The organism is Actinomycetes bacterium, from assembly GCA_035489715.1.
GTDB lineage: Bacteria > Actinomycetota > Actinomycetes > JACCUZ01 > JACCUZ01 > DATHAP01.
In genome coordinates this window covers 18,712-43,102 of the sequence record DATHAP010000081.1, presented here as the reverse complement: position 1 = coordinate 43,102, position 24,391 = coordinate 18,712, and the positions used below count along the sequence as shown (strand labels likewise).

General features: G+C 73.3%; 21 protein-coding genes. 9 read left to right on the top strand and 12 right to left on the bottom strand.

Going from position 1 to position 24,391, the window contains the following annotated elements; genetic code table 11:
- Positions 1–1,092: GAF domain-containing protein (locus VK640_07110; GenBank protein HTE72952.1), on the bottom strand; the 1,092-nt coding region annotated here is incomplete at its 3' end.
- A 141-nt stretch (positions 1,093–1,233) separates the two neighbouring features.
- A complete protein-coding gene (locus VK640_07105) occupies positions 1,234–2,337 on the bottom strand; it encodes a PP2C family protein-serine/threonine phosphatase (GenBank protein HTE72951.1) in 1,104 nt (367 codons plus the stop codon).
- 113 nt (positions 2,338–2,450) lie between these two features.
- Here VK640_07105 and VK640_07100 point away from each other — a divergent pair, with 113 nt between their 5' ends.
- Entirely contained in the window at positions 2,451–3,689 is a 1,239-nt protein-coding gene (locus VK640_07100; protein ID HTE72950.1) for a GNAT family N-acetyltransferase, read from the top strand.
- Positions 3,690–3,697: 8 nt separating this feature from the next.
- Here VK640_07100 and VK640_07095 read toward each other — a convergent pair whose 3' ends face one another.
- Positions 3,698–4,183, bottom strand: coding sequence for a ribose-5-phosphate isomerase (locus VK640_07095; GenBank protein HTE72949.1), 486 nt, complete (start codon positions 4,181–4,183; stop codon positions 3,698–3,700).
- Positions 4,184–4,209: 26 nt separating this feature from the next.
- Between VK640_07095 and VK640_07090 the strand changes: the two genes are divergently transcribed.
- A complete protein-coding gene (locus VK640_07090) occupies positions 4,210–4,863 on the top strand; it encodes a DUF429 domain-containing protein (GenBank protein HTE72948.1) in 654 nt (217 codons plus the stop codon).
- On the opposite strand, the gene VK640_07085 is transcribed toward VK640_07090, so the two are convergent.
- Both VK640_07085 and VK640_07080 read right to left on the bottom strand, forming a co-directional pair.
- Positions 4,860–5,180 carry a hypothetical protein gene (locus VK640_07085; GenBank protein ID HTE72947.1) on the bottom strand — a complete coding sequence of 107 codons (321 nt, stop codon included), beginning with the start codon at positions 5,178–5,180 and terminating at the stop codon, positions 4,860–4,862. The genes VK640_07090 and VK640_07085 overlap by 4 nt on opposite strands.
- Before the next feature lie 42 nt (positions 5,181–5,222).
- Positions 5,223–5,897: a DsbA family protein gene (locus tag VK640_07080; GenBank protein HTE72946.1), complete on the bottom strand. Its 675-nt coding sequence runs from the start codon at positions 5,895–5,897 to the stop codon at positions 5,223–5,225.
- Between the two features lie 127 nt (positions 5,898–6,024).
- Here VK640_07080 and pepN point away from each other — a divergent pair, with 127 nt between their 5' ends.
- Entirely contained in the window at positions 6,025–8,565 is a 2,541-nt protein-coding gene (gene pepN / locus VK640_07075) for an aminopeptidase N (protein HTE72945.1), read from the top strand.
- Between the two features lie 141 nt (positions 8,566–8,706).
- On the opposite strand, the gene VK640_07070 is transcribed toward pepN, so the two are convergent.
- From VK640_07070 to VK640_07050, 5 genes are read right to left on the bottom strand one after another with little or no spacing between them, the layout of a single operon-like run.
- Positions 8,707–9,099: a DUF5130 family protein gene (locus tag VK640_07070; GenBank protein HTE72944.1), complete on the bottom strand. Its 393-nt coding sequence runs from the start codon at positions 9,097–9,099 to the stop codon at positions 8,707–8,709.
- Positions 9,086–9,430, bottom strand: coding sequence for a hypothetical protein (locus tag VK640_07065; GenBank protein ID HTE72943.1), 345 nt, complete (start codon positions 9,428–9,430; stop codon positions 9,086–9,088). Before VK640_07065 ends, VK640_07070 begins: the two co-directional genes overlap by 14 nt.
- A 13-nt stretch (positions 9,431–9,443) precedes the next feature.
- Positions 9,444–11,591, bottom strand: a complete 2,148-nt coding sequence (gene malQ, locus VK640_07060) for a 4-alpha-glucanotransferase (protein ID HTE72942.1) — start codon at positions 11,589–11,591, stop codon at positions 9,444–9,446.
- 16 nt (positions 11,592–11,607) lie between these two features.
- Positions 11,608–13,056 carry an amidase gene (locus VK640_07055; GenBank protein ID HTE72941.1) on the bottom strand — a complete coding sequence of 483 codons (1,449 nt, stop codon included), beginning with the start codon at positions 13,054–13,056 and terminating at the stop codon, positions 11,608–11,610.
- A gap of 15 nt (positions 13,057–13,071) precedes the next feature.
- The gene (locus VK640_07050) at positions 13,072–13,596 is read right to left on the bottom strand and encodes an HNH endonuclease (GenBank protein ID HTE72940.1); all 525 of its coding nucleotides are present in this window, start codon (positions 13,594–13,596) and stop codon (positions 13,072–13,074) included.
- Positions 13,597–13,699: 103 nt separating this feature from the next.
- Between VK640_07050 and VK640_07045 the strand changes: the two genes are divergently transcribed.
- Both VK640_07045 and VK640_07040 read left to right on the top strand, forming a co-directional pair.
- Complete coding sequence (locus VK640_07045) at positions 13,700–15,826, top strand: prolyl oligopeptidase family serine peptidase (protein HTE72939.1); 2,127 nt, start codon at positions 13,700–13,702, stop codon at positions 15,824–15,826.
- A 48-nt stretch (positions 15,827–15,874) separates the two neighbouring features.
- Positions 15,875–16,930 carry a mechanosensitive ion channel family protein gene (locus VK640_07040; GenBank protein ID HTE72938.1) on the top strand — a complete coding sequence of 352 codons (1,056 nt, stop codon included), beginning with the start codon at positions 15,875–15,877 and terminating at the stop codon, positions 16,928–16,930.
- Between the two features lie 660 nt (positions 16,931–17,590).
- Here the strand turns inward: VK640_07040 and VK640_07035 are convergent.
- A complete protein-coding gene (locus tag VK640_07035) occupies positions 17,591–18,016 on the bottom strand; it encodes an OsmC family protein (GenBank protein HTE72937.1) in 426 nt (141 codons plus the stop codon).
- Between the two features lie 65 nt (positions 18,017–18,081).
- Here VK640_07035 and VK640_07030 point away from each other — a divergent pair, with 65 nt between their 5' ends.
- The 4 genes from VK640_07030 to VK640_07015 all read left to right on the top strand — a co-directional run bounded on the left by VK640_07030 (position 18,082) and on the right by VK640_07015 (position 23,786).
- On the top strand, positions 18,082–18,567 hold the full coding sequence (locus tag VK640_07030) for a globin (protein ID HTE72936.1): 486 nt from the start codon (positions 18,082–18,084) through the stop codon (positions 18,565–18,567).
- Positions 18,564–20,234 carry a glycoside hydrolase family 13 protein gene (locus VK640_07025; protein ID HTE72935.1) on the top strand — a complete coding sequence of 557 codons (1,671 nt, stop codon included), beginning with the start codon at positions 18,564–18,566 and terminating at the stop codon, positions 20,232–20,234. The genes VK640_07030 and VK640_07025 overlap by 4 nt, the downstream gene beginning before the upstream one ends.
- Positions 20,235–20,391: 157 nt before the next feature.
- Positions 20,392–22,560: an MMPL family transporter gene (locus tag VK640_07020; GenBank protein ID HTE72934.1), complete on the top strand. Its 2,169-nt coding sequence runs from the start codon at positions 20,392–20,394 to the stop codon at positions 22,558–22,560.
- 140 nt (positions 22,561–22,700) lie between these two features.
- Complete coding sequence (locus VK640_07015; GenBank protein ID HTE72933.1) at positions 22,701–23,786, top strand: glycosyltransferase family 39 protein; 1,086 nt, start codon at positions 22,701–22,703, stop codon at positions 23,784–23,786.
- On the opposite strand, the gene VK640_07010 is transcribed toward VK640_07015, so the two are convergent.
- Positions 23,747–24,391, bottom strand: coding sequence for a phosphatase PAP2 family protein (locus VK640_07010; GenBank protein ID HTE72932.1), 645 nt, complete (start codon positions 24,389–24,391; stop codon positions 23,747–23,749). The genes VK640_07015 and VK640_07010 overlap by 40 nt on opposite strands.

Here is a 24,391-nt window from a genome sequence, read left to right as displayed (position 1 = left end):
GAGCGCCGACTGACCGGCGAAGGTCTGGAGCAGCTCCGGAGTCTCCACCGGGAACCCGCCAGAGCTGCGTCGCCGCACGACCAACGCCCCCACGATCTCCGCCTCGTGCTGGATCGGGACCGCCAGCACCGAGCGCCACCCGGCCTCCTTGAGCTGCGTGAGGTGTGGATCGAGGGCCGCCGTCTCGAGGTCCTGCTCCATCTGGGGCTGTCCCTCGAGGCAGGCCCGGCCGACCAAGGAGTTGTCCAAGGAGATGTGGGTCTCGCCGAGCCGACGGAGGAGGTCGGCTGTGGTGCCGAAGGCCGCCCGGATCCGGAACGCCTGGGTCGCGGTGTCGAGCTCGAGGAGGGAGCCGCCGTCCGTGCCGGTGAGCTGGACCGCGTGCGTGACGATGGTGGTGAGCACCTCGTCCAGGTCGAGGCTGGAGTTCACCACGTGCCCGATCTCGCGAAGAGCCTCCAGCTGACCGACCTTGTCCGCCAGCTCGGTCGTGCGGGCCTGCAGGTCCCGGACCAGGTCGACGTTGCGGATCGCGATCGCCGCCTGGGCGGCGAAGGTGCTGACCAGCTGGATGGCTCGTTCGCTGAACGGGTCGACCTCGCTGCGCCAGAGAGCGAGCACGCCGACGACCTCGGCCTCGACGATCATGGGCACTCCGAGGGCGGTCCGGAACCCGCCCACGCGCTGGATGTCGGGCCGTCCGTAGTCCGGGTCGGCGAGGACGTCCGCGATCTGCTGAGCCCGTCGGTCCAGGGCCACCCGGCCGGTCAGGCTCGCCCGGTCCGCAACCAAGGGCTGCTGGCGGGTGTAGTCGAGGTAGTCGTCGGACACACCACTTTCCACGGCGACCCGGAACGTGCCCTCCTCGAGGAGGTAGACCAGGGCGGCGTCCGCCCCGCACAGGCGGCGGGCGCTCTCGACCACCGTCCCCAGCACGCCTTTCAGGTCGGCCGCGGAGCGACCCAGGGCCGTCAGAACCTCGCCGGTGGCCTCGAGGTGCTCGCGGGACTCACGGAGGTCGGCGCGCAGGCGCCCGAGCTCGCCGTCGTCCGGGTGGCCGGGACCTGAAGCTGCTGCCTCGTCGCTGGGCATGCGGACCCCCTCGCCGCACAGGGCGCTGCGGGCCCGCGTCGGGCCATGGGCCCGAGAGCTGCCCCGTGAGAGGGCACCCCCCACCAGGGAGTGTGCTCCCACCCGCCGGTGCGGGCAACGCTCCGGCGCCCCGGGCCCGGCCTAGTCCCGCCAGATCAGGACGACCGCCCGGTCGTCGTTGTGCGCCGCGGCGACCCGGTCGATCAGCTTGCGGGCACCGTGCCGGAAGCCGCGGGTGACCAGCCGCTCCGCCTCACCCAGCAGCTTGTCGATGCCGACCGCGATGTCCTGGCCGGGCTTCTCGATCAGGCCGTCGGTGAACATCAGCAGCGCGTCCCCGCGCTCCAGCCGGCCGCGCTCGGACACGAACTTGGCGTCCGGGAAGATGCCCAGCAGCGGCCCCTCGCTGGCCTCGCTGACCCGCCAGCGACCCGAGCCCGACGTGAAGTGGACGGCGGGCGGGTGGCCGGCGACCGACACGACGTACTCTCCCGTGGCCAGGTCGATGACGACGTGGGCGACGGTCGCGAAGCCCTCCTCCCAGTGCTGCCGGATCAGGTAGCGGTTGGTCGCCGGCAGGAACTCCTCGTGCGGCACCGACCCGAGCAGGCCGCCGAACGCGCCGGACAGCAGCAGCGCGCGGGTGCCCGCGTCGACGCCCTTGCCCGAGACGTCGACGAGTGCGACCTCGACGTGCGTGCCGTCGTCGGAGCGGGTCGCGACCAGGAAGTCGCCGGAGAACGACGCGCCGCCCGCGGAGCGCAGGACGATCTCGGCCGACCAGCCGTCCGGCAGCGCGGGCATCTCCCCCTGCGCGGTCAGCCGGTCGCGCAGGTCGACCAGCATCGAGTCGCCTCGTGTCCCCTGCACGCCCAGCCGCCCGCGGCTGCGCGCCAGAAGGTGGACCATCGCCGCGGTCCCGGCCACGACGATGATGGCGCCCTTCGCGACGTCGTCGACGCGCACCAGGTCGAAGACCACGACGGCGGCGACCACGACGTCGAGCAGCAGCAGGCTGCGCACGCTGAGCAGGAACCCGCCGGCCAGCACCACCAGCGCCAGCATCGAGAGCGGGAAGAGCCCGCGGTCGCGGGTGAACAGCACGCCGAGGGCGCCGGCGCAGAGACTGAGGACAAGGAGCGTGAAGCCGTCGGAGTACAGCAGGTGCCGCTTGACGTACGTCCTGGCGCGCCACCAGAGGGCGGACCGCCGGGCGCGCCGACGACGCGAGGTGGCGGCGGACATGGGGAGAACCGTACCGACCGTGACAGGCCGGGGACGCCGGGTCGCCGGATTGGGCCACCCGGGCGGCGTAATGGCGTTGGTCCCGGCCCTCAGCCTCTGGTAGGCACCTGGTCATGAGCGCCCAGCCGTGGACCGTCCGGCCCGTCCCCGACGAGGACTGGGAGGCGTTCCGCGACGTCGACGCCCACGCGTTCGGCGTCGGCGTGCCCGAGGACATGGAGGCGCAGGAGCGCGAGCTGCACAAGGGCGGCCGAGGGATCGGCGCCTATGACGGCGGGGTGCTCGCGGGGATCGCGACGGCGTACTCCTTCGAGCTCACCGTCCCGGGCGGGGCCGCCGTCCCTGCCGCCGGGGTGAGCTGGGTCGGCGTGCTGCCCACGCACCGTCGCCGGGGGGTGCTGCGGGCGCTCATGACCCACCAGCTGCACGCGGTCCACGACCAGGGCGACGAGCCGCTGGCCATCCTCTGGGCGTCCGAGCCGGCGATCTACGGGAGGTTCGGCTACGGCCTGGCCACCCGGGCCTACAGCCTCGACGTGCCCCGCAGCGCGACCGCGCTGCAGGCCGGCGCGCCCGACGACCCGGGACTGCGGCTGCGGCTGGTCGACGCCGCCGACTGGAAGGCCTTCGTGCCGGTCTACGACGCGGTGGCCGCCGCCCGGCCGGGCGTCGTGCTGCGGGAGGAGCCCTGGTGGCAGCGCACGGTGCGCGACCTGGCCTCGATGCGCGGCGCGGCGTCACCCAAGCGGGCCGTGGTGGCCGAGGACGGCGACGGGGTACGCGGCTTCGCGCTCTACCGGACCGAGCAGCACTGGGACGAGCGCTTCGGCAAGGGCGACGTCACGGTGCAGGAGGCCATGGCGGCGGACCCCGCGGCGCTCGCCGCGCTCTACCGCTACCTGTTCGACCTCGACCTGATGGGCCATGCCACGGTGCGGGTCGCCGTCGACGACCCGGTGCTGCACTGGCTGAGCGACCCCCGCAGCGCCAAGCCGTCCCTGACCGACTGCCTCTACGTACGCCTGGTCGACCTGCCGCGCGCGCTCACCGGACGCACCTATGCGACCGACGTCGACCTGGTGATCGAGGTGCGCGACGACCTGTGCCCGTGGAACGCCGGCACGTGGCGGCTGCGCGCCACCGCGGGCGGGGACGCGGCGTGCGCGCCGGCCGACGACGCACCGGACCTGTCGATGGACGTGCGCGAGCTCGGGGCGGCCTACCTGGGCGGCACGCCCGTAGCGCAGCTCGCCGATGCAGGCCTGGTGGCGGAGCGGAGGCCGGGCTCGGTGACGGCAGCGTCAGCGGCTCTCGCCCACCACCCGGCGCCGTGGACCAGCTGGGTCTTCTGATCCGGCGGTCACGGGCCGGTCGGCGGGCCGGGCAGCTCGGGGAGCTCGTGGCCGGTCTCGTAGTCGGCGATCATCGCGATCCGCCGGGAGTGCCGCTCGTCCCCGCTGAACGGCGTCGTGAGGAACCGCTCGACCAGCCGGGTCGCCTCGTCCAGGGTGTGCATGCGGGCGCCCACGCTGACGACATTGGCGTCGTTGTGCTCCCGGCCCAGGCCCGCGGTGTCGTCGTTCCACGCCAGCGCGGCCCGCACCCCGGGCACCTTGTTCGCCGCGATCGCCTCACCGTTGCCCGAGCCGCCGATCACGACGCCCAGGCTGCCCGGGTCGTTGACCACCGCGGCGGCCGCGCGCAGGACGAAGGGTGGGTAGTCGTCGACCGGGTCGTAGTCGACCGGGCCGTGGTCGACGACCTCGTAACGCTCCTCGCGCAGCCACCCCGCGAGATGGGACTTGAACTCGTAGCCGGCGTGGTCGGACCCGAGGTGCACGCGCATGCGCGGCAGTCTGGCAGGGACCGAACGTGAGCGGGGTGCTCGGGGTCGACGGGGCTCGCGGGGGCTGGGTCGGCGCGCTGGTGCGGGGTCAGGACGTGCGGTGGCTGGCGCTGCCCGACGTCCGGGCGGCGCTGGCGGTCGACGCCGAGGTGGTGGCGATCGACATGCCGATCGGCCTGCCGCACACGGGCCGGCGCGCCTGCGACCTGCAGGCGAAGCGGCTCCTCGGAGCGGCGCACCCGCGGGTCTTCCTCGCCCCGCCCCGCGACGTGCTCGACCACCCCGACCACCCCGCGGCCAGCTCCCGCCACCGCGAGCTGGCCGACGGTGCCGGTCTGTCGATCCAGACCTGGCACATCGTCGACCGGATGCGCGAGGTCGACGACGCCGCTGACGACCCCCGGCTGGTGGAGGTGCACCCGGAGCTGTCCTTCGCCGCTCTCGCCGGCCGGGTGCTCGACCGGAAGAAGACGGCGGCCGGCCGCGCCGACCGGCTCGCCGCGCTGCGCTCCTGGCTGCCGGGGCTGGACCTCGCGTCCGTGCCGCCCGGGGACGACGCCCCGGACGCGCTGGCCGCGGCGTGGTCGGGACGGCGCTGGCTGGACGGGGTCGCGCAGGTGCTCCCCGTCGGGCCGCCGCCACGGGACGCCCGGGGACGCCCGATGCGGATCGTGACCTAGACCTGCTCGTTCGCAACGGTCTCGATGGACTCGATCGACTCGATGGACTCGATGGTCTCGGTAGTCTCGGTCGTCTCGCTGGCCTCGAGCCCGGGCGGCTGCTCCCGGCGGTGCCGCGGCGCGGGGACGGCCGGCCCCGGCCGGCCGGCGACCCGGTCGTGCGGGTGCTCGGCGTGGCGCAGGGGCGGCACGACGTACGTCGGCTCGACACCCACCCACGAGCACCGGTCCATGTCCCAGTAGCCCGGCCGCGCATTGATCATCACGTTCCCCACCACCTCGGGGTCCAGCATGCGCCGCCGGGGCGCCCGCGTCACCCGGATGGGCCCGATCGGTCCATCCCGGGGCGCGGGCTGGGCTCAGTCGAAGACCGGGTCCCGGGTTCGGGACCGCTTCAGCTCGAAGAAGCCGTCGGTCCCGGCCACCAGGCGGACCCCGTCCCACAGCCGGCCAGCCGCCTCGCCGCGCGGGGCCGGTGTCACCACCGGGCCGAAGATCGCCGTGCCCTCGACGTGGATCACCGGAGTCCCCACCTCGTGGCCGACCGGGTCCATGCCGGCGTGGTGCGACTCCTTCAGCGCCGGGTCCCAGGCCGGGTCGTCCATCGCGTCGGCCAGCCGCGCCGGCAGGCCCGCCTCGCGCAGCGCCTCCAGGACCGTCGCCCGGTCCCTGGGCCGGCCCTGAAGGTGGAACCGGCTCCCCAGGGCGGTGTAGAGCGGCAGCGCCACCCCGTCGCCGTGCTCGGCCACGGCCGCCGTCACGACCCGGACCGGCCCCCAGGCCTCCGCCATGACCTGCCGGTACTTCTCCGGCAGGTCACGGCCCTCGTTGAGGACGGCCAGCGACATCACGTGCCAGCGCACCTCGACGTCGCGCACCCGCTCGACCTCGAGCATCCAGCGCGACGCGATCCAGGCCCACGGGCACACCGGGTCGAACCAGAAGTCCGCGACCGCCCGGCCGGTCTCGGCGCGGCCCGGACCGGGGACGTCGGCGGCGCCCGAAAAGGGGGAGGACTGGTCGGAAAGGCTCACGACCTGTCACAACTCGGACATCACAGTTCGACATTCCCGTTGGGTCCGGCGCGGGCGTCCGTGCGAGGATTTCCTGTCCTTCTGCCCGACCGAGGAGAGATCCTTCGTGCCCAGCGCGACAACCCGCATGAACATCACGCGCGAGGATGCCCAGGCCCGGGCCCGGCTGATCGAGGTGACGTCGTACGACGTCGAGCTCGACCTGACGGTCGGTGACGTGACGTTCCGCTCCGCGACCGTCGCCCGGTTCCGCTGCACCGAGCCCGGGGCCTCGACCTACGTGGACCTGGTCGCCGACGAGATCGCCGAGCTGGAGCTCAACGGGACTGCGCTGGACCCGGCCGACGTGTTCGACGGCACCCGGATCCGCCTCGACGGCCTGGCCGACGACAACACGCTGCGGGTGCGGGCGACCTGCCGCTACATGCACACCGGCGAGGGGCTGCACCGGTTCGTCGACCCGGTCGACAAGTCCGTCTACCTCTACACGCAGTTCGAGGTCGCGGACTCGCGGCGGATGTTCACCGTGTTCGAGCAGCCGGACCTCAAGGCGACGTTCGCGTTCACCGTCACCGCACCGGACGACTGGCAGGTGGTCTCCAACCAACCGACCCCCGCGCCCGAGCCGGCCGGCTTCGGCAACGCGACCTGGCGCTTCGCCGCCACCCCGCGCATCTCCTCCTACATCACGGCCCTGGTCGCCGGGCCCTACCACCGGGTCGACTCCGAGTACCGCGACGGCGACCGGGTCATCCCCCTGGCGCTGTACTGCCGGGCCTCTCTCGCCGCCCACCTCGACGCCGACGTGATCCTCGAGGAGACCCGGCAGGGCTTCGAGTTCTTCGAGCGCGAGTTCGGGATGCCCTACCCGTTCGAGAAGTACGACCAGCTGTTCGTGCCGGAGTTCAACTCCGGGGCGATGGAGAACGCCGGCTGCGTGACGCACCACGAGGACTACGTGTTCCGGTCCCGGGTGCCCGAGGTGTCCTACGAGCGCCGGGCCGTGACGATCCTGCACGAGATGGCGCACATGTGGTTCGGCGACCTCGTGACGATGACGTGGTGGGACGACCTGTGGCTCAACGAGTCGTTCGCCGAGTGGGCCAGCACCCTGGCCGCGGCCGAGGCGACCCGCTGGACGTCGGCGTGGACGACGTTCGCCAACACGGACAAGACGTGGGCCTACCGGCAGGACCAGCTGCCCTCGACCCACCCGATCGCGGCCGAGATCCACGACCTCGAGGACGTCGAGGTCAACTTCGACGGCATCACCTACGCCAAGGGCGCGTCGGTGCTCAAGCTGCTCGCGGCGTGGGTCGGCCGCGACGAGTTCCTGGCCGGGATCCGCGAGTACTTCCGGGCGTACGCCTGGGGCAACACCACCCTCGCCGACCTCCTCGGCAAGCTGGAGGAGACGTCCGGCCGTGACCTCAAGGCGTGGTCGGCGGAGTGGCTCGAGACCGCCGGCGTCAACACGCTGCGGCCCTCGTTCGAGGTCGACGGCCACGGGCGCTTCATCTCGTTCGCGGTGGAGCAGAGCGCGCCGGACGGCTGGCCGACGCTGCGCTCGCACCGGCTGGCGGTCGGGCTCTACTCCCGCTCCGATCGGGGCCTCGTCCGGCAACACCGGGTCGAGCTCGACGTCACCGGCGCCCGGACCGAGGTGCCGGAGCTGGTCGGCGTGACCCAGCCGGACCTGGTGCTGGTCAACGACGACGACCTGACCTACGCCAAGATCCGGCTCGACGAGCGGTCGCTGCACACGCTGACCGACGCGCTCGGCGAGTTCGAGGACACCCTGTCCCGGTCGCTGTGCTGGTCGGCCGCCTGGGACATGACCCGCGACGGCGAGATGTCGACGTCGGACTACCTGACCCTGGTGCTCGGCGGCATCGGCCGCGAGACCGACAGCTCGGTGACCCGCACCGTGCTGCGGCAGGCCGAGACGGCTGTGGTCCTCTACTCGGCGCCGGACCGGCGTGAGCAGCACCGGCGGCGGCTGGCCGACGGTCTCGCCCAGCTGCTCGCCGAGGCGGCACCCGGCAGCGACAACCAGCTCCAGTTCCTGAGGGCCTACGCGTCGGCGGCCGTCGGCGAGGAGCACCTCGCGACGGTGCGTCGCTACCTCGACGGGGAGGCGACCCTCGAGGGGCTGACCGTCGACACCGATCTGCGCTGGCACCTGCTGCACCACCTGGTCGCGGCCGGGCTCGCCGACGACGACGAGGTCGACCGCGAGCTGGACCGCGACGACACTGCGACCGGGCGACGGCAGGCGGCCGCCGCGCTCGCGGCCCGGCCGAGCGGCGACGCCAAGGCCGAGGCGTGGGCCTCGGTGATGGACGACGACGAGCTGCCGAACGCGATCCAGACCGCCGTGATCGGCGGCTTCCAGCAGGTCGGGCAGCTCGAGCTGCTGCGCTCGTTCGTCAACCCCTACTTCTCGTCGCTGACCGAGGTGTGGGCCACCCGGACCAACGAGACCGCGCAGAGCATCGTCATCGGGCTGTTCCCCACCCTGCTGGCCGAGCAGTCGACGGTGGACGCGGCCGACGCGTGGCTGGCCGCCCACGAGGACGCGGTGCCGGCGCTGCGCCGGCTGGTGATCGAGTCGCGCGACGGCGTCGCCCGGGCGCTGCGGGCCCAGGATCGCGACGCCGCCGCCTGACCCCCGGGCGGCAATGATCACGTTTACATGATCGGTACCCCCCTTGCACGGTGTATCAGCCGTGCACGGGGTGCCATGACCATGTTGACGTGATCATTTCGCGCGGGGCCGGCTGGGCTGGGGCGCCGGTCGGACGGCTGGCTAGGGGGTGTCGGTGTGCAGCGAGCGCGGGGCGTGGGCGTGCTCGGCGAGGGCGAGCACCCCGCTGGCGATGCCGCCCGAGAGGTCGCCGGCCTGGAAGGCCGACGTCATGGTCATCGCGGCCAGCCCCGCCGCCCGGTCGTCGAGCCGCCGCCGGACCTCGGTGCCGGTCACCACCTCGACCCGACGGGCGCCGGGGTCGACCGCGACCAGCACGGTCTGCGCGGCGTCAGCACCCAGCGCGCCGTGCAGCTGCAGGGCGGTCGCCCGGCTGTCGCCCTCGAGGGTGCCGACGTAGACCGAGACCGGCAGCTGCGACTGCTGCTGCGCCAGCCGGATCGCCCGGACGACGTCCTGCTGCTGCCGCTCCGAGAACGCCTCACCAGCGGGCACTGGCGCCACCTCCCCCGGTCGTCGCGGTCGCCGTACGCACCGCGGAGTCGGCGTCGTCGGGGCCGTTGAACCAGATCGGCGCGGCCCACCAGCCGAGCCCCGGCCGGTAGCGCGGACCGCGCGACATCGACGGCAGCGTCGCGAGGATCGCGATGACGACGAAGAGGCCGGCCGGCAGCACGACGAACCACAGCAGCGTCTCGATGACGCTGAGCCCCGGCCCGGGCTCGTTGCCGTCGTCGGTCTTGCTGGTGGCGAGCGCCGGCGCGGCCGTGGCCAGCACCAGCCCTGCGGTGCATACCGTCGAGGCGAGGAGTCGGCGGATGGTCACGGGCAGCACCGTACTAGTTGCCCGAGACCGCGTCGGCCAGCCGCCCGGCGAGCGGGCGGGTCACCAGGTCGTCGAGCAGCACCGGCGTCCCGGTCCCGTCGGCGAGCGGCAGCCGCCAGTTGGGGTACTCGTCGTCGGTGCCCGGCTGGTTCATGGCCCGCCGGTCGCCGACGACGTCGGTCAGCGCGACACCGAGCAAGCGGCTCGGGGTGGCGGCCAGGGCCCGGTGCAGCGCGACCGTCACCGCCTCGACCTCCCCGCGGTCGTCGGCGGCCAGCCAGCCTCGCTCGACGAGCAGGTCGAGCCAGGACGCCCGGTCCGCCTCGTCGACCGACCGCTCCTCGTCGACCGAGCGGGTGAGGAGGCCCAGCGAGTCGCGGATGCGGATGTGCTCCCCGGCCAGGTAGCCGGCGGTCGGCGGCAGGTCGTGCGTCGTCACTGCGGCCAGGCACAGCTCGCGCCAGGTCTCCGGCGGGCGCGGCCGCCCGCTCTCGTCGCGCTCGAACCACAGGATCGAGGTGCCCAGCAGCCCGCGCTGCGCGAGGTAGTCGCGCACCCACGGCTCGACGGTGCCGAGGTCCTCCCCCACCACCAGGGCGCCGGCCCGCCACGCCTCGAGCGCGAGGATGCCGACGAGCGCGTCGTGGTCGTAGCGGACGTACGTCCCCGCGTCGGCCGGCATCCCCTCCGGCACCCACCACAGGCGGAACAGACCGATGACGTGGTCGACCCGCACCCCGCCGCAGTGCCGCAGCACGGTCCGCAGCATGTCGCGGTAGGCCGTGTAGCCGGACTCGGCCAGCCGGTCCGGCCGCCACGGCGGCTGGGACCAGTCCTGGCCCACCTGGTTGAAGGCGTCCGGCGGGGCGCCGACCGTGACCCCGCTGGCCATCACGTCCTGCAGCGCCCAGGTGTCGGCACCGTGCGGGTGCACGCCCACGGCCAGGTCGTGGACCACGCCGACGGGCATGCCGGCGTCGAGGGCGAGCCGCTGTGCCCGGCCGAGCTGCTCGTCGAGCACCCACTGCAGCCAGCAGTAGAAGTGGACCCGCTCGGTCAGCTCGGTGCGCGCCGCAATGGTCGCGGCGGACGACGGCGCGCGCAGCTGCTGCGGCCACTCCCGCCAGTCCCCGCCGTGCACCTCGGCGAGCGCGCACCAGGTCGCGAAGTCGGTCAGGCCAGGGCCCTCGCGCAGCAGGAACGCCTGCAGGTCCGCCTCCCGCGACGGGCTGCGCGGCACCGCGTGGACCAGGGTCAGCGCCGACCGCTTGGCCTCCCACACCGCGTCGCGGTCGAGCAGCAGGTCGGCGGTGTTGAGCGAGCGCTGGAGCAGAGCGGTGCGCTCGATCTCGGCCCGGACCGCACCCGTCAGGTAGGCGAACTCGGGCACGAGCTCCACCCGCAGGTAGAGCGGGCTGACGAAGCGGCGGGTCACCGGCAGGTAGGGCGAGGGCTCCACCGGCAGCGCCGGGGCCGGCGCGTGCAGCGGGTTGACCAGGACGAAGCCCGCGCCGAGGTCTCGCCCGGCCCAGCGGGTCAGCTCGGCGAGGTCGTCGAGGTCGCCGTGGCCCCAGGACCGTCGGGAGCGCACCGAGTAGAGCTGCGTCATCAGCCCCCAGGCCGCGGCCCGGTCACCCCTCGGGGGGGCGGGCATCCGGTCCGGGGTCACCACGAGGGGGACGGACGCCTCCCGCGACTCACGCCCGACGGCGGCGGCCAGCGTGTGCCAGCCGAGCGGCAGGTCGGTGGGCAGGTCGAACGTCGCCTCGCCCACCAGGGCGCCGTCGACCTCGCGCGGCTCGACCCACCGGTCGGCCTGGGCCAGGCCGACCCGGCCACCCTCCTCGAGCTCGACCCACGCCGCCGCCGGCTCGCCGTGCGGCACGTGCACCGGGACCTGGGCCGGCCGGCCGGACCGGGTGACGACGCACGGCGGCAGCACCCGCCGCCACCGCCGGGCGCGCACGTCGGAGAGGGACGTCCGGACCGACTCGTCGGTGTGCGCGGCGACGCCGAGCGCGGCGAGGACCGCCTCGACCGACTCGCGCGACACCGGGCAGTGCCGGCCCTGCCAGTCCCAGAAGTCGGTGGAGACGCCGTGCTCGGCGGCTAGCTCGAGCAGGTCGGGAGGCAGCGGGTCGGTCGGCTGGTCGGTCGGCATCGCGGACGATCCTCCCTCACCAGCAGGCCGGCCGCGCACCGCCTCCCGTCGTCCAGACGGTGCCCGCCGCCGACTCCACCTGCGCGGCCAGCGACAGCAGCCCGGCCTCGCCGGCCGGCCGCCCGGCGAGCATCACGCCGACCGGCAGCCCGGCGTCGGTCACGTGCAGCGGCAGCGACACTGCCGGCTGCCCGGTGAGGTTCCACAGCGCGGTCCACGGGGTGAAGGCCTCCTGCGCGGCGAAGTCACCGGCCGGGTCGTCGTCGTCGCGCAGCGCACCGACCGGCAGCGGCGGCCGCGCGAGGGTGGGGGTGAGCACCGCGTCGTACTCCACCATCGCCCTGACGGCACGCCGAGCCAGGACCTGCAGGGTGGCCAGCGCGAGGGCGAAGTCGCTCGCCGCCACCGACCGGCCGCGCTCGCGAAGCCACCGGGTGAGCGGCCGCAGCAACTCCTCCCGTCCCTGCGGCACCGGCGCCAGCGTCGGCAGCACCGACCAGACCGTCTCGAAGAGCGGCACCACCTCGGCGGTGAACGGCGCCGCGATCTCCTCGACCTGGTGGCCGAGCTCCGTCAGCAGGCGGGTCGTCCGGTCGTACGCCGTCAGGCACTCGTCGTGGACCGCCGCGTGGCCGATCACCGGCGTCACGAACCGCGCGACGCGCAGCCGTCCGGGCTCGCGGCCGGCGTGGCCGAGGAACGACTCCCCCGACGGCAGCGGAGGCGCCCAGTGCGGGTCGCCGGGCGTCGGGCCGGCCATCACGTCGAGCAGCGCGGCCGCGTCGCGGACGGTCCGGGCCAGCACGCCCTCGCAGGGCAGCCCGCTCACGTCGCCGCGCACCGGGCCACCGCTGACCCGCCCGCGGGCCGGCTTGAGGCCGACCAGGCCGCAGCAGCTGGCGGGGATGCGCACCGACCCGCCGCCGTCGTTGCCGTGGGCGACCGGCGCCAGCCCCGCGGCCACCGCCGCCGCGGCGCCGCCGCTGGACCCGCCGGCCATCCGGTCCGGCGCCCACGGCGACCGGGACGGCGGCGCCAGGTCGGGCTCGGTGTAGCAGGGCAGGCCCAGCTCGGAGGCGCTGGTCTTGCCCAGCAGCACGGTGCCGGCGTCACGCAGCCGCACGACGACAGAGTCGTCGACGTCGGGCACGAAGTCGCGGAACGCCGCGCTGCCGAAGGTGGTCCGGATGCCGGCGGTGAGGTTGAGGTCCTTCACCGGCACCGGCACGCCGTGCAGCGGCGAGCGGGCGCCGGCCGCGCCGTCACCGGTGTCGCGCAGCTCGGCGGCCAGCCGGTCGGCCTGCTCGCGGGCGACCTCCGGCGTCAGGGTGACGTAGGCACCGACGCCGTCGGAGTGCCGTTGCGCCCGGTCGAGGTAGTGGTCGGCCAGCTCGCGCGGCGACACCTCGCCGCGCGCGACCGCCGCCCCCTGCTCGAGCGCGGTCAGGTCGTGCAGCTCACCCACGGAGCGGCCGGGTGCTCACGCGGTCGCGGCCCCCTCGACCTCGCCGCCGCCGTACGCCTCGAGGTAGGGGATCCACCTCGGGTCGGACCGGCCGGTGCCGAGGATGCGCCACGCGGTGCCCGTGGGCTCCTCCGGCGGGTGCAGCCTCCAGCCCAGGTCGGCGACCGTGCGGTCGGCCTTCACGTGGTTGCACCGGCGGCAGGCGGACACGACGTTGCCCCACTCGTGGCGACCACCGCGGCTGCGCGGCACCACGTGGTCGATGCTGGTGGCCGTGCCGCCGCAGTAGACGCAACGTCCGCCGTCGCGCACGAAGACCGCGCGCCGGGTCAGGGGGACCGGGCCGCGGTAGGGGATGCGGACGTAGCGGATGAGGCGCACCACGGCGGGTGCCGTGACGGCGAAGGTGGCGCTGTGCATCACCAGGTCCGACGCCTCGACCGACACCGCCTTGTGCATCAGCACGAGCAGCAGCGCGCGGCGTGCGGGCACGACGCACAGAGGTTCGTACGTCGCGTTGAGCACCAGGGCGTGACCCACTCCTGCCTCCCAGCGAAGGCCCGGCACGTGGCTCGTGCCGGGTCGCAGGGCTCCAGTGTCGCCCGAGCGGACGGAAAAAGACCAGCACCTTAGGGTGTCGGCCATGCCGAGCCCTGACCTCCCTCCGCACTACCCGGCGGCCCGACGAGGTGACGACGCCGACGTCCTGCACGGCACGACGGTGCCCGACGCCTACCGCTGGCTCGAGGACGCCGAGGCCGACGAGACGATGGCCTGGTCCGACGCCCAGGACACGTTGCTCGCCGACGAGATGACCGGCGTGCCGGGTCGCGAGCACCTGCGGGCGCGGGTCACCGAGCTGCTCGGCGCGGGGACCGTCGGCGCCCCGTCGTGGCGCGGCGACCGGCAGTTCTTCATGCGCCGCACGGCGGAGCAGGAGCACTCCGTGCTGCTCACGGTCGACCCGGACGGCGCCGAGCGGGTGCTGATCGACCCGATGCGCCTCGACCCGACCGGCGCAACGACGCTGGACACGTGGCAGCCGTCCAAGGAGGGTCACCTGCTGGCCTACCAGCTGTCGGAGGGCGGCACCGAGGAGTCGGTGCTGCGGGTCATGGATGTCGCCACCGGCGACGACGTCGACGGGCCGGTCGACCGGGCCCGCTACTCGCCGGTGGCCTGGCTGCCCGGCGGCGAGGCGTTCTACTACGTCCGCCGGCTCCCCCCGGACCTGGTGCCCGAGGACGAGGCGCAGCACCACCGCCGGGTCTGGCTGCACCGGCTCGGCAGCCCGCCGGACGAGGACGCGCTGGTGCTCGGAAAGGGCATGGACAAGACGAACTACTACGGCGTCAGCGTCTCGATGGACGGCCGTTGGCTCGTCGTCGGAGCGTCGGCGGGGACCGCCCCGCGCAACGACCTGTGGCTCGCCGACCTGTCGGCCGGGCCGCTCGAGTCGCCCGCGTTCCGGGTGGTGCAGGAGGGCGTCGACGCCAGCACGTCGCTGCACGTCGGGAGGGACGGCCAGGCGTACGTCTTCACCGACCGGGACGCACCCCGCGGCCGGCTCGCCGTGACGACGCCGGACGACCCGCGGCACGAGACGTGGGTCGACCTCGTCCCCGAGGACCCGGAGGCCGTGCTCGAGGGCTACGCGATCCTCGACGGCGAGGACAGCGGTGACAGCAACGGGCCGGCCGACGGCGTGCTGCTGTGCGCCTGGACCCGGCACGCGATGAGCGAGGTCACCACCCACGACCTGCGGACCGGGGAGCGCACCGGCTCGGTCCCGCTGCCCGGCCTGGGCTCGGTGGGCGGCCTGAGCGAGCGGCCCGAGGGCGGGCACGAGGCGTGGTTCGGCTACACCGACCAGGTCACGCCGTCGTCGGTCTACCGCTACGACGCGACCACGGGCGAGACGTCCCTGTGGGCGAGCGCGCCGGGGGCGGTCGACGTGCCCGAGGTGCACGCCCGCCAGGTGGAGCTGACCTCCTCCGACGGGACCACCGTGCGGATGCTGGTCGTGTCACCGGTCAAGGAGCCGGACGAGCCGCGGCCGGCGATCCTCTACGGCTACGGCGGGTTCGGGGTGCCGATGACGCCGGGGTACTCCGCCGGGGTTCTCGCCTGGGTGGAGGCGGGCGGCGTCTACGCCATCGCCAACCTGCGCGGCGGCTCGGAGGAGGGCGAGGACTGGCACCGGGCCGGCATGCGCCACCGGAAGCAGAACGTCTTCGACGACTTCTACGCCGCGGCCGAGAAGCTGGTCACCGACGGGTGGACGAGCACCGACCGGCTGGCCTGCTCGGGCGGGTCCAACGGCGGCCTGCTCGTAGGCGTCGCGCTGACCCAGCGGCCCGACCTGTGGTCGGCCGTGCTGTGCTCGGCCCCGCTGCTCGACATGGTGCGCTACGAGCAGTTCGGGCTGGGCGTGACGTGGAACGACGAGTACGGCACGGCGGCCGACCCCGAGGAGCTGGGCTGGCTGCTCGGCTACTCGCCGTACCACCACGTCCGTGAGGGCGTCGACTACCCGGCGACCCTCTTCACCGTCTTCGACGGCGACACCCGCGTCGACACCCTGCACGCCCGCAAGATGTGCGCGGCGCTGCAGCACGCCACGAGCGGCGCGCGACCGGTGCTGCTGCGGCTCGAGCGTGACGTCGGTCACGGAGCGCGCGCCCTGAGCCGCACCGTCGCGCTCACCGCCGACACGCTGGGCTTCGCGGCCCGCTGGACGGGCCTGCAGCTGCCCGCCGGCTCTCGCTAGCCTCGGGACGCACGCCGACCGACCGTTCCCTGCCCCGGAGGACCGACCGTGCCGTTCGCGGCCGACCTGACCGCCCAGCTGCCGCATGCCATCCGATTCGAGAGCTGCGTCGACGACCGCGAGACCGGCACGCTCTGCGACCGGGTCTACGACTGGTTCGGCGAGCGCTGGCTCGCCGAGTCGGCGGACTGGCTGCTGGCCAAGCCGGCGGCGATCGTCTCGATCCTCGCGATCGCCTTCGTCGTCCGCTTCCTGCTCCACCGGCTGATCCGCCGCCTCGCCCACCGGGCCGCGGAGGGCACCGTCCCGGGCGTGCTCGCCAAGGGCAAGGGCCACAAGATCCTCGAGTCCAGCCCGCTGCTCTCGGAGCGCCGCAAGCAACGCGCCGACACCATGGCCTCGGTCCTGCGCAGCATCACGACCGGCGTCGTGATGACCGTGGCCTTCCTGATGATCCTCGACGTCATCGGCCTGCCGATCGGCCCGCTGCTCGCGAGCGCAGGCATCGTCGGCGTCGCCGTCGGCTTCGGCGCGCAGACGCTGGTCAAGGACTTCCTGTCCGGCATCTTCCTCATCCTCGAGGACCAGTACGGCGTGGGTGACCTGGTCGACACCGGTCTGGGCACCGTCGGGACGGTCGAGGCGGTGGGCCTGCGGGTGACCCGGCTGCGCGACGGCACCGGCATCGTCTGGTACGTCCGCAACGGCGAGATCCTCAGGGTGGGCAACCACAGCCAGGGCTGGTCGACCGGCATCGTCGACGTCGCCGTCGCCTACACCGAGGACGTCCCCCGGGTGCAGGGGGTCATCGCCGACACGGCGCAGCAGATGTACGACGACGAGGCGTGGCGCCCCAAGATGCTCGAGGTGCCGACCGTGGCCGGCGTCGAGTCGGTCACCGGCACCTCGGTGACCATCCGGGTGCTCGCCAAGTGCGCACCCAACGAGCACTGGGGCGTCCAGCGCGAGCTGCGGGAGCGGATCAAGGAGGCCTTCGACCGCGAGGGCGTCCGGGTGCCCCCGCCGGTCTTCCCGACCACAGCAACCGGCGCCGCGGGCGCACCTGGCGCACCTGGCGCACCGGGCGCACCGCCCACGACCTGAGGACGGCGCCGGCACGCCTGTCGGTGGCGGTGGGCACATGTGCGGCATGTGCGCCATGGCGGCCGACCAGGACAGCCACCGCACCCGCACTCTGAGGCGAAGATCGTCCCAAGACCACACCGTGCGTCGGCGGCCGCTGCGACGTGCCTGCGCCCCGCGCCTGATGTCTATCGTCTTGCCGGAAAATCGGCCATTGCGTGGCAGACAAACGATCTTCGAGCGGCACCGATGCGACCCGCAGGGCCCGCGGGGATGGACTCACCACGAGCACCGGTTGCGTCAGGGAGCCAGCGGGCTCCTGCAAGTGAAGCGAGCGAGAACGGCACTTCCGTTCGGCGTGACGGGCGTGCCCGATTCGCGGCGTAACGTGTCGCGAAGCCTGACACACGCGTTGGGGCACACCCTTGCGCCGTGTTTCGTGTTCGAGACTTTGCCGAGCTGGCCGACCCGAGTGCCGGCTAGAGCGCTACGCCAGGTCGATGCGTCACCTCCTCGCAGGGGCGAGTGACCGCTCAGTCGCGGACGTGCATTCATGATCGTGAGGGGGAGCAGGCTCTGCTGGTGCCCGATTCCCCTCACGATCATGAGCAGATCAGCTCGAGGCGCCCGGCAGCCGCCGCTTCGATCGCAGTCACGTCACGCCACGAGCAGGTCTCCGTGTCAGCCCAGGGCGGCGTCGAGGGTGATCGCGGTGCCGGTCAGCGCGCTGCTGACCGGGCAGCCCTTCTTGGCGACCTCGGCGATGCTGGCGAACTCCTCCTCGGAGATGCCCGGCACCGACGCCCGGGTGGTCAGGTGGCTGCCGGTGATGCCCTTGCCGGGCTGGAAGGTCACCTCGGCCTTGGTGTCGATGTTCTCCACCGTGTGACCAGCCTTGCTCAGCTCGTTCGAGAACGCCATCGAGAAGCAGGACGAGTGGGCAGCGGCGATCAGCTCCTCCGGGCTGGTCATGCCGTTCGGCTCCTCGGTGCGGGCCGGCCAGCTCACGTCGTAGGAGCCGATCCCGGAGGAGTCGAGCGAGACGCGGCCCTTGCCCTCGAAGAGGTTGCCCTCCCAGTGGGCGTTCGCGGTGCGGGTGGTGGCCATGGGTCCTCCTGGTGCGTCTGTCGGTGGGTCCGGCGGGTCCATCTGGGCGTACCCAGCGTGACACCATGGCAGACGTGAGCGTTCCCGCCGACAGCACCGGAAGCACCGGCCGCCCCGACTCCGGAGCGGCCGACACCTTCTACGAGGCCGTCGGCGGCGAGGAGACGTTCCGGCGGCTGGTGGCCCGGTTCTACGAGGGCGTCGCCGACGACCCGGTGCTGCGCCCCCTCTACCCCGACCAGGACCTCGCCGCCGCCGAGCAGCGGCTGCGGATGTTCCTCGTGCAGTACTGGGGCGGCCCGCGCACGTATTCCCAGCAGCGGGGCCATCCCCGCCTGCGGATGCGGCACGTGCCGTTCCGGATCGGTCTCGCCGAGCGGGACGCCTGGCTGGGCCACATGCGGGACGCCGTCGACTCGCTCGGTCTGCCACCGGAACCCGAGCGCCTGCTCTGGGACTACCTGGTGATGGCCGCCGGCAGCCTGGTCAACAGCTATCACGACAGCCCGTTGCAGGGCCGATCGACAGTCTTGCCAGACTCCTCCGGGTGACCTCCACCGCCAGCGAGCGCCGCCCGGACCCGACGACCGGCCACGAGTGGTGGCGGACCGCCGTCATCTACCAGGTCTATGTCCGCAGCTTCGCCGACGGCGACGGTGACGGCGTGGGTGACCTTCCCGGCATCCGGTGGCGGTTGCCCTACCTGCGCGAGCTCGGCGTCGACGCGGTCTGGATCACGCCGTTCTACCCGTCGCCGATGGCCGACGGCGGCTACGACGTCGCCGACTACCGGGACGTCGAGCCGGTGTTCGGCACCCTGGCCGACGCGGATGCCCTGGTCACGGAGGCGCACGACCTCGGCATCCGGGTGATCGTCGACATCGTCCCCAACCACTCCTCCGACCGGCACGCCTGGTTCCAGGCGGCCCTCGCGGCCGGTCCCGGCAGCCCCGAGCGCGGGCGCTACGTCTTCCGGCCTGGGCGCGGCCCCGGCGGTGCGGAGCCGCCGACCGACTGGCAGTCGACCTTCGGTGGTCCGGCCTGGACGCGGGTGCCCGACGGCGAGTGGTACCTCCACCTGTTCGCGCCTGAGCAGCCCGACCTCGACTGGGAGAACCCGGAGGTCGTCGAGGAGTTCGAGGACATCCTGCGGTTCTGGCTGGATCGCGGCGTCGACGGGTTCCGGATCGACGTGGCCAACTCGCTGAAGAAGGACCAGGCGTTCCCGGACGTCGGCGCCGAGGACGAGTCGGTGCTCCTGTCGCACGGCCCGAACCACCCGTTCTGGGACCGCGACGAGGTGCACGAGGTCTACCGCGGCTGGCGCAAGGTGAGCGACGCCTACGCCGGGGACCGCGCGTTCGTCGCGGAGGCGTGGGTCGACGACCCGGCCCGGCTCGCGATGTACACGCGGCCGGACGAGCTGCACACCGCCTTCAACTTCAACTTCGTGCGGGCGGCCTGGGACGCCGACGAGCTGCGGCAGACCATCGACGTCAGCATGGCCGCCGCCACCGAGGTCGGCGCCCCGACCACGTGGGTGCTGTCCAACCACGACATCACCCGGCACGCGACGCGCTACGCCCGCCTCGACCGGACCGGCGGCGGGGTAGCCGACGACGAGCGGGTACGTCCGGACACCCCGCTGGACCCGGAGCTCGGTCTGCGGCGGGCCCGGGCGGCGGTCCTGCTGCTGCTCGGCCTGCCGGGGTCGGCCTACGTCTACCAGGGCGAGGAGCTGGGTCTGCCCGAGGTCGTCGACCTGCCCGAGGAGGTTCTCGCCGACCCGATCTGGGAGCGGTCGGGGCACCGGGTGCGCGGCCGGGACGGCTGCCGGGTGCCGGTGCCGTGGGAGCCCGCCGGCCCCTCGCTGGGCTTCGGCAGCGGCAGGCCGTGGCTGCCGCAGCCGTCCGACTGGGCCGACCTGTCGGTGCAGGCCCAGCAGGGAGTGGACGGCTCGACGCTCGAGCTCTACCGCAGCGCGCTCCGGCTGCGCCGCGAGCTGCTCGCGGGCGGCGAGCTGGAGTGGCTGGACAGCCCGGCGGGCTCGCTGGTCTTCCGGCGGCGCACGCCGGCGGGTGCGGTGGTCTGCGCGGTCAACCTCGACGCGCAGGCGATCGACCTGCCGACGTACGACCGGGTGCTGCTCTCCAGCGTGCCGCTCGACGGCGGTCACCCCCAGCGGCTGCCGGGCGACGTCGCGGTCTGGCTGAGTTGAGGACGGGCGCTCGGGTGCCCGAGTTGTGGGGGTTCGCCCCGGAACGGCTCCGGGATGTCCCTGACCGCACCCTGAACTCTGCGCGATGAGTTGCCGCACAGTCGGTGGTCTGCCCTAGCGTCTGAGCCGCCGCTGCCGCCCGATGGGGAGTCCCTTGATGATCCGTCTCACCGAGTTCGTCCTGCGCCACCGCAAGCTGGTGATGCTGTTCTGGCTCGTGATGCTCGTCGTCGGCGGGTTCGCCGCCGGGCGGACCGCCGACCGGCTGACGGTCGACTTCTCGCTGCCCGGTCAGCCCGGCTACGAGACCGAGAAGCAGATCCTCGACATCTACGGCAACGGCGGGTCCAACCCGCCCACCATCGCGGTCGCGACGGTGCCGGAGGGCAGCACGGTCGAGGACCACCTCGACGACATCACCGCGACGCTCGACGACGTCCAGGCGGCCGTGCCGAAGACGCGCATCCTCAGCTACGCCGACACCGGCGACGACGTCTTCCTCACCGACGACGGCCGCACGACCTACGCGCTGGTCTACCCCGAGCCGTTCCTGAGCTTCGAGGACGTCGGGCCCGACGTCGCGATGCGACCGGTGCTCGAGAAGGCCAGCGAGCAGACCGACGTCGACTGGAGCATCACCGGCTACAACCTGCTGGCGCAGGGCAGTGACGACCCGGAGGCACCCAGCCTGCTCGTCGACACCATCCTCGGCGGGCTCGGCGCACTCGCAGTGCTGCTGTTCCTCTTCGCCTCCTTCCTGGCCTTCGTGCCCCTGCTGATCGCTCTCGTGTCCATCCTCACGACGTTCACGATCGTGCTGCTCGGCACCTACGTGATGGACATCAGCTTCGTCGTGCAGTTCCTCATCGCGCTCGTCGGTCTCGGTGTCGCGGTCGACTACTCGCTGCTCGTCGTCAACCGGTGGCGGGAGGAACGCGCGCACGGCCGCGACAACCACGACGCGGTCGTGGTCGCGATGCAGTACGCCGGCCGCGCGGTCCTCGCCAGTGCCGGCACGGTGGCGATCTCGTTGTGCGCCCTGCTCGCCATCCCGGTGCCTCTGCTGCGCAGCATGGGTCTCGGCGGCATGCTCATCCCGCTCGCGAGCACGGTGGTGATCCTCACGCTTCTCCCCGCCCTGCTCGGCGGCATCGGCCCGCGGGTCGACTGGCCGCGGATCCGCCACGAAGGCAAGCAGTCTCCCGGCTGGACGGCCTGGGCCCGGATGGTCGTCCGGTGGCGCTGGGCTGCTGCCATCCTCGCCCTCGGCGTCCTCGCCGCGCTGATCATCCCGATCTTCGGCATCAAGATCGGCCAGGCCCAGACCTCGTCGCTGGCCAGTGGCGGCCCGACCTACGAGGCGCTGGTCAAGCTCACCGACGGCGGCGTGCCGTCGGGCATCGTGTCGCCGCTCGAGGTGCTCGTCGAAGGAGACGACGCGGCGGGATCCGCCGACCAGGTCGTCGACCGGTCGACCGAGGTCGACGGCATCTCGGCGGCGATCGCGCCGGACAACGCGAAGTGGCGGGTGGACGACACGGCCATGGTCGCGGTCATCCCGACCGAGGAAACCGTCGACTCCACCAAGGCGGGTGTCGTCCGGGACGTCGACGACGCACTGGCCGGCGTGCCGGGTGTCGTCGGCATCGCCGGTGTCGGGCCGACCGTGCTCGACTACATCGATGCCGTGTACAAGAACTTCCCGCTGACGCTCGGCCTGATCGCCCTGGTGACGTTCGTCCTCCTGGTGCGGACCTTCCGGTCCATCCTGCTGCCGATCAAGGCGGTGCTGCTCAACATCGTCTCGGTCGCGGCGACGTTCGGCGCCACCGTCTGGTTCTGGCAGGAGGGCAACGGGTCCGACCAGCTCTTCGACATCGCCCCCACCGGGGCGGTGACGTTCTGGCTGCCGGTGCTGATCTTCGCGTTCCTCTTCGGGCTGTCCATGGACTACGAGGTGTTCATCCTGGCCCGGATGCGCGAGGAGTACGACAAGAGCGGTGACACCGACGACGCGGTGGTGACCGGGCTGGCCCGCACCGGCCGGCTGGTGACCGGAGCCGCGATGATCCTGTTCTTGTCCTTCCTGGCCCTGTCGTCGTCGCCGGGTACCGACATCAAGGTCTTCGCCACCGCACTCGGCATCGGCATCCTGCTCGACGCGACGATCGTGCGCGCCCTGCTCGTGCCGGCCCTGGTGTCGTTGTTCGGCAAGTGGAACTGGTGGCTGCCGAGCTGGGCGGCCCGGCCGCTGCGCGTCGAGCCGCACGCTGCGATCCCCGAGCCCCGTCGTGGGGAGAGCCAGAAGGTCGGTGCCCTCGACTGAGCGGCGCACCAGACCGGAGGAGGCGTGGCCTGGCTGAGGACGTGGCTGATCAAGGTGCGACCGTCCCATCCGGGGCCGCCGCCGGTCTCCTGACGCCGTCGGGGCGCCCGACCGGGACTCCGGGACGGTCGCTGCTGGGTGTGGCGGTCGCCGCGCACGTCGCCGAACGCGTGCTGGGCCTGCTGCTCCTCGTCGTCGGTGCGCAGCTGTCGTCGGCGTCGGCGTACCACGCGCTCACTCGGTGGGACGCTAAGTGGTACGCCCGCATCGCCGAGGACGGCTACGGCTACGTCGGCATCGCACCGGACGGCAGGCGGCTGGCGGACTACGCGTTCTTCCCGCTGTTCCCCGCGCTCGAGCGGGTGGTGGCCGGCGTCACCGGCCTGGCCGCCGTGGACGCCGGCCTGGTCATCAGCGCCGTCTCGTCGGTCGTCGCGGCAGCCGGCATCTACCAGGTCGGGGCCCGGCTGCACGACCCCCGCACCGGCGTGGTGCTGGCCTGCCTCTGGTCCGGCGTCCCGGTGGCCGCCGTGACGTCGATGGCCTACACCGAGGCGCTCTTCACCGCCCTCGCCGCCTGGTGCCTGGTGGCCGTGCTCGCCGACCGCCTGCTCCTGGCCGCCTGGCTCGCCGTCCTGGCCGGCCTGACCCGGCCGCTCGGCGTGGCCGTCGTGGCCGCCGTCCTCGTCGCCGCGCTGGTCAGCGCGGCACGACCGGCCGAGGAGGGTCGTCGGCGGAGATCCTTCGACGGCCCGGTGCTCTCGGCGGCAGTCGCCCCGCTCGGCCTGGTGGGCTACCTCGCATTCGTCCGGTGGGACGGCGAGGGCCCGCGCTCGTACTCGGGCGTGACGAAGGGCTGGCAGAACCATGTCGACGGCGGTCGCGCGTTCTCGGCCTGGACGTGGGAGCTGGTCACGACGCGGCCCGGCGTCGGCGCCCTGCTCGTGGCCGGCCTCCTCCTCCTGGCCGCCGCCGTCTGGCACACCCGCCGCTATCCCTGGCCGGTCATCGTCTTCACCGTCGTCGCGGTGCTGGTGAGCTTCTCGACCTCGCACTACTTCGGCTCCCGGCCTCGTTACCTGCTCCCTGTCTTCACCTTGCTGCTGTGGCCGAGCACCGGTCTGGCCCGGTTGCGCCTGCCGCCGCTGGTCCTCGTCCTGGTCCTGCTGGCCGTGGCGTCCGGCGTCTACGGCGCCGGGTGGCTGCTCGGCTCCGGGCCGCCCTGACGGACGGCCGCGGTCCCAGCGACCAGCGCGAGGGAGAGCAGCCAGCCGGCGAGCAGGTCGCTGGGGTAGTGCCGCTCGAGAGCGAGCTGGGCGTACGCCGTCAGGAGCACGAACGCCGCTCCCACGACGGCTGCCCATCGCAGCCGGCGGCCGTCGACGTTCGCCACGAGCAGCAGCGCGAGGACGAGCACCATGGTGTTCGCCGCGTGGCCCGCCGGGAACGACCAGCCGCTGAGCCCGGACGGCAGGTCGACGACGTCCGGCCGCGGTCGCGCGACCGCCGACTTGAGCACCGGGTTGACCACCCAGACGGCCGCGCTGAGCAGCAGCAGGTCCGCGGCGTCCCACCACCGCCGGCGCAGCAGCAGGACGAGCACGACCGCGGCGGTCACCACGACCAGCGGCACCAGGTCGGTGAGCCGGGCGACGGCGCCCCACAGGTCCTGCCAGGGTCCTCCCTCCGCCACGGCCAGGCGCTGCAGCAGTCGGTCCTCCCCCGCCAGCGGGTCGGTCGACGACACCGCGACGGCCAGCGCGCACAGCGCCAGCGCCGCGACGGCTGCGACCACGACGAACCGCTCGCCCCCGCGCGGCCCCGGGGTCAC

What these genes read in the sequence shown, in the direction of transcription:
- malQ (HTE72942.1), bottom strand. Translation starts at nt 11,591, where the DNA reads ATGCCGACCGACCAGCCGACCGACCCGCTGCCTCCCGACCTGCTCGAG.
- VK640_07100 (HTE72950.1), top strand. Translation starts at nt 2,451, where the DNA reads ATGAGCGCCCAGCCGTGGACCGTCCGGCCCGTCCCCGACGAGGACTGG.
- VK640_07020 (HTE72934.1), top strand. Translation starts at nt 20,392, where the DNA reads ATGATCCGTCTCACCGAGTTCGTCCTGCGCCACCGCAAGCTGGTGATG.
- VK640_07030 (HTE72936.1), top strand. Translation starts at nt 18,082, where the DNA reads ATGGCAGACGTGAGCGTTCCCGCCGACAGCACCGGAAGCACCGGCCGC.
- VK640_07095 (HTE72949.1), bottom strand. Translation starts at nt 4,183, where the DNA reads ATGCGCGTGCACCTCGGGTCCGACCACGCCGGCTACGAGTTCAAGTCC.
- VK640_07045 (HTE72939.1), top strand. Translation starts at nt 13,700, where the DNA reads ATGCCGAGCCCTGACCTCCCTCCGCACTACCCGGCGGCCCGACGAGGT.
- VK640_07105 (HTE72951.1), bottom strand. Translation starts at nt 2,337, where the DNA reads ATGTCCGCCGCCACCTCGCGTCGTCGGCGCGCCCGGCGGTCCGCCCTC.
- pepN (HTE72945.1), top strand. Translation starts at nt 6,025, where the DNA reads ATGAACATCACGCGCGAGGATGCCCAGGCCCGGGCCCGGCTGATCGAG.
- VK640_07035 (HTE72937.1), bottom strand. Translation starts at nt 18,016, where the DNA reads ATGGCCACCACCCGCACCGCGAACGCCCACTGGGAGGGCAACCTCTTC.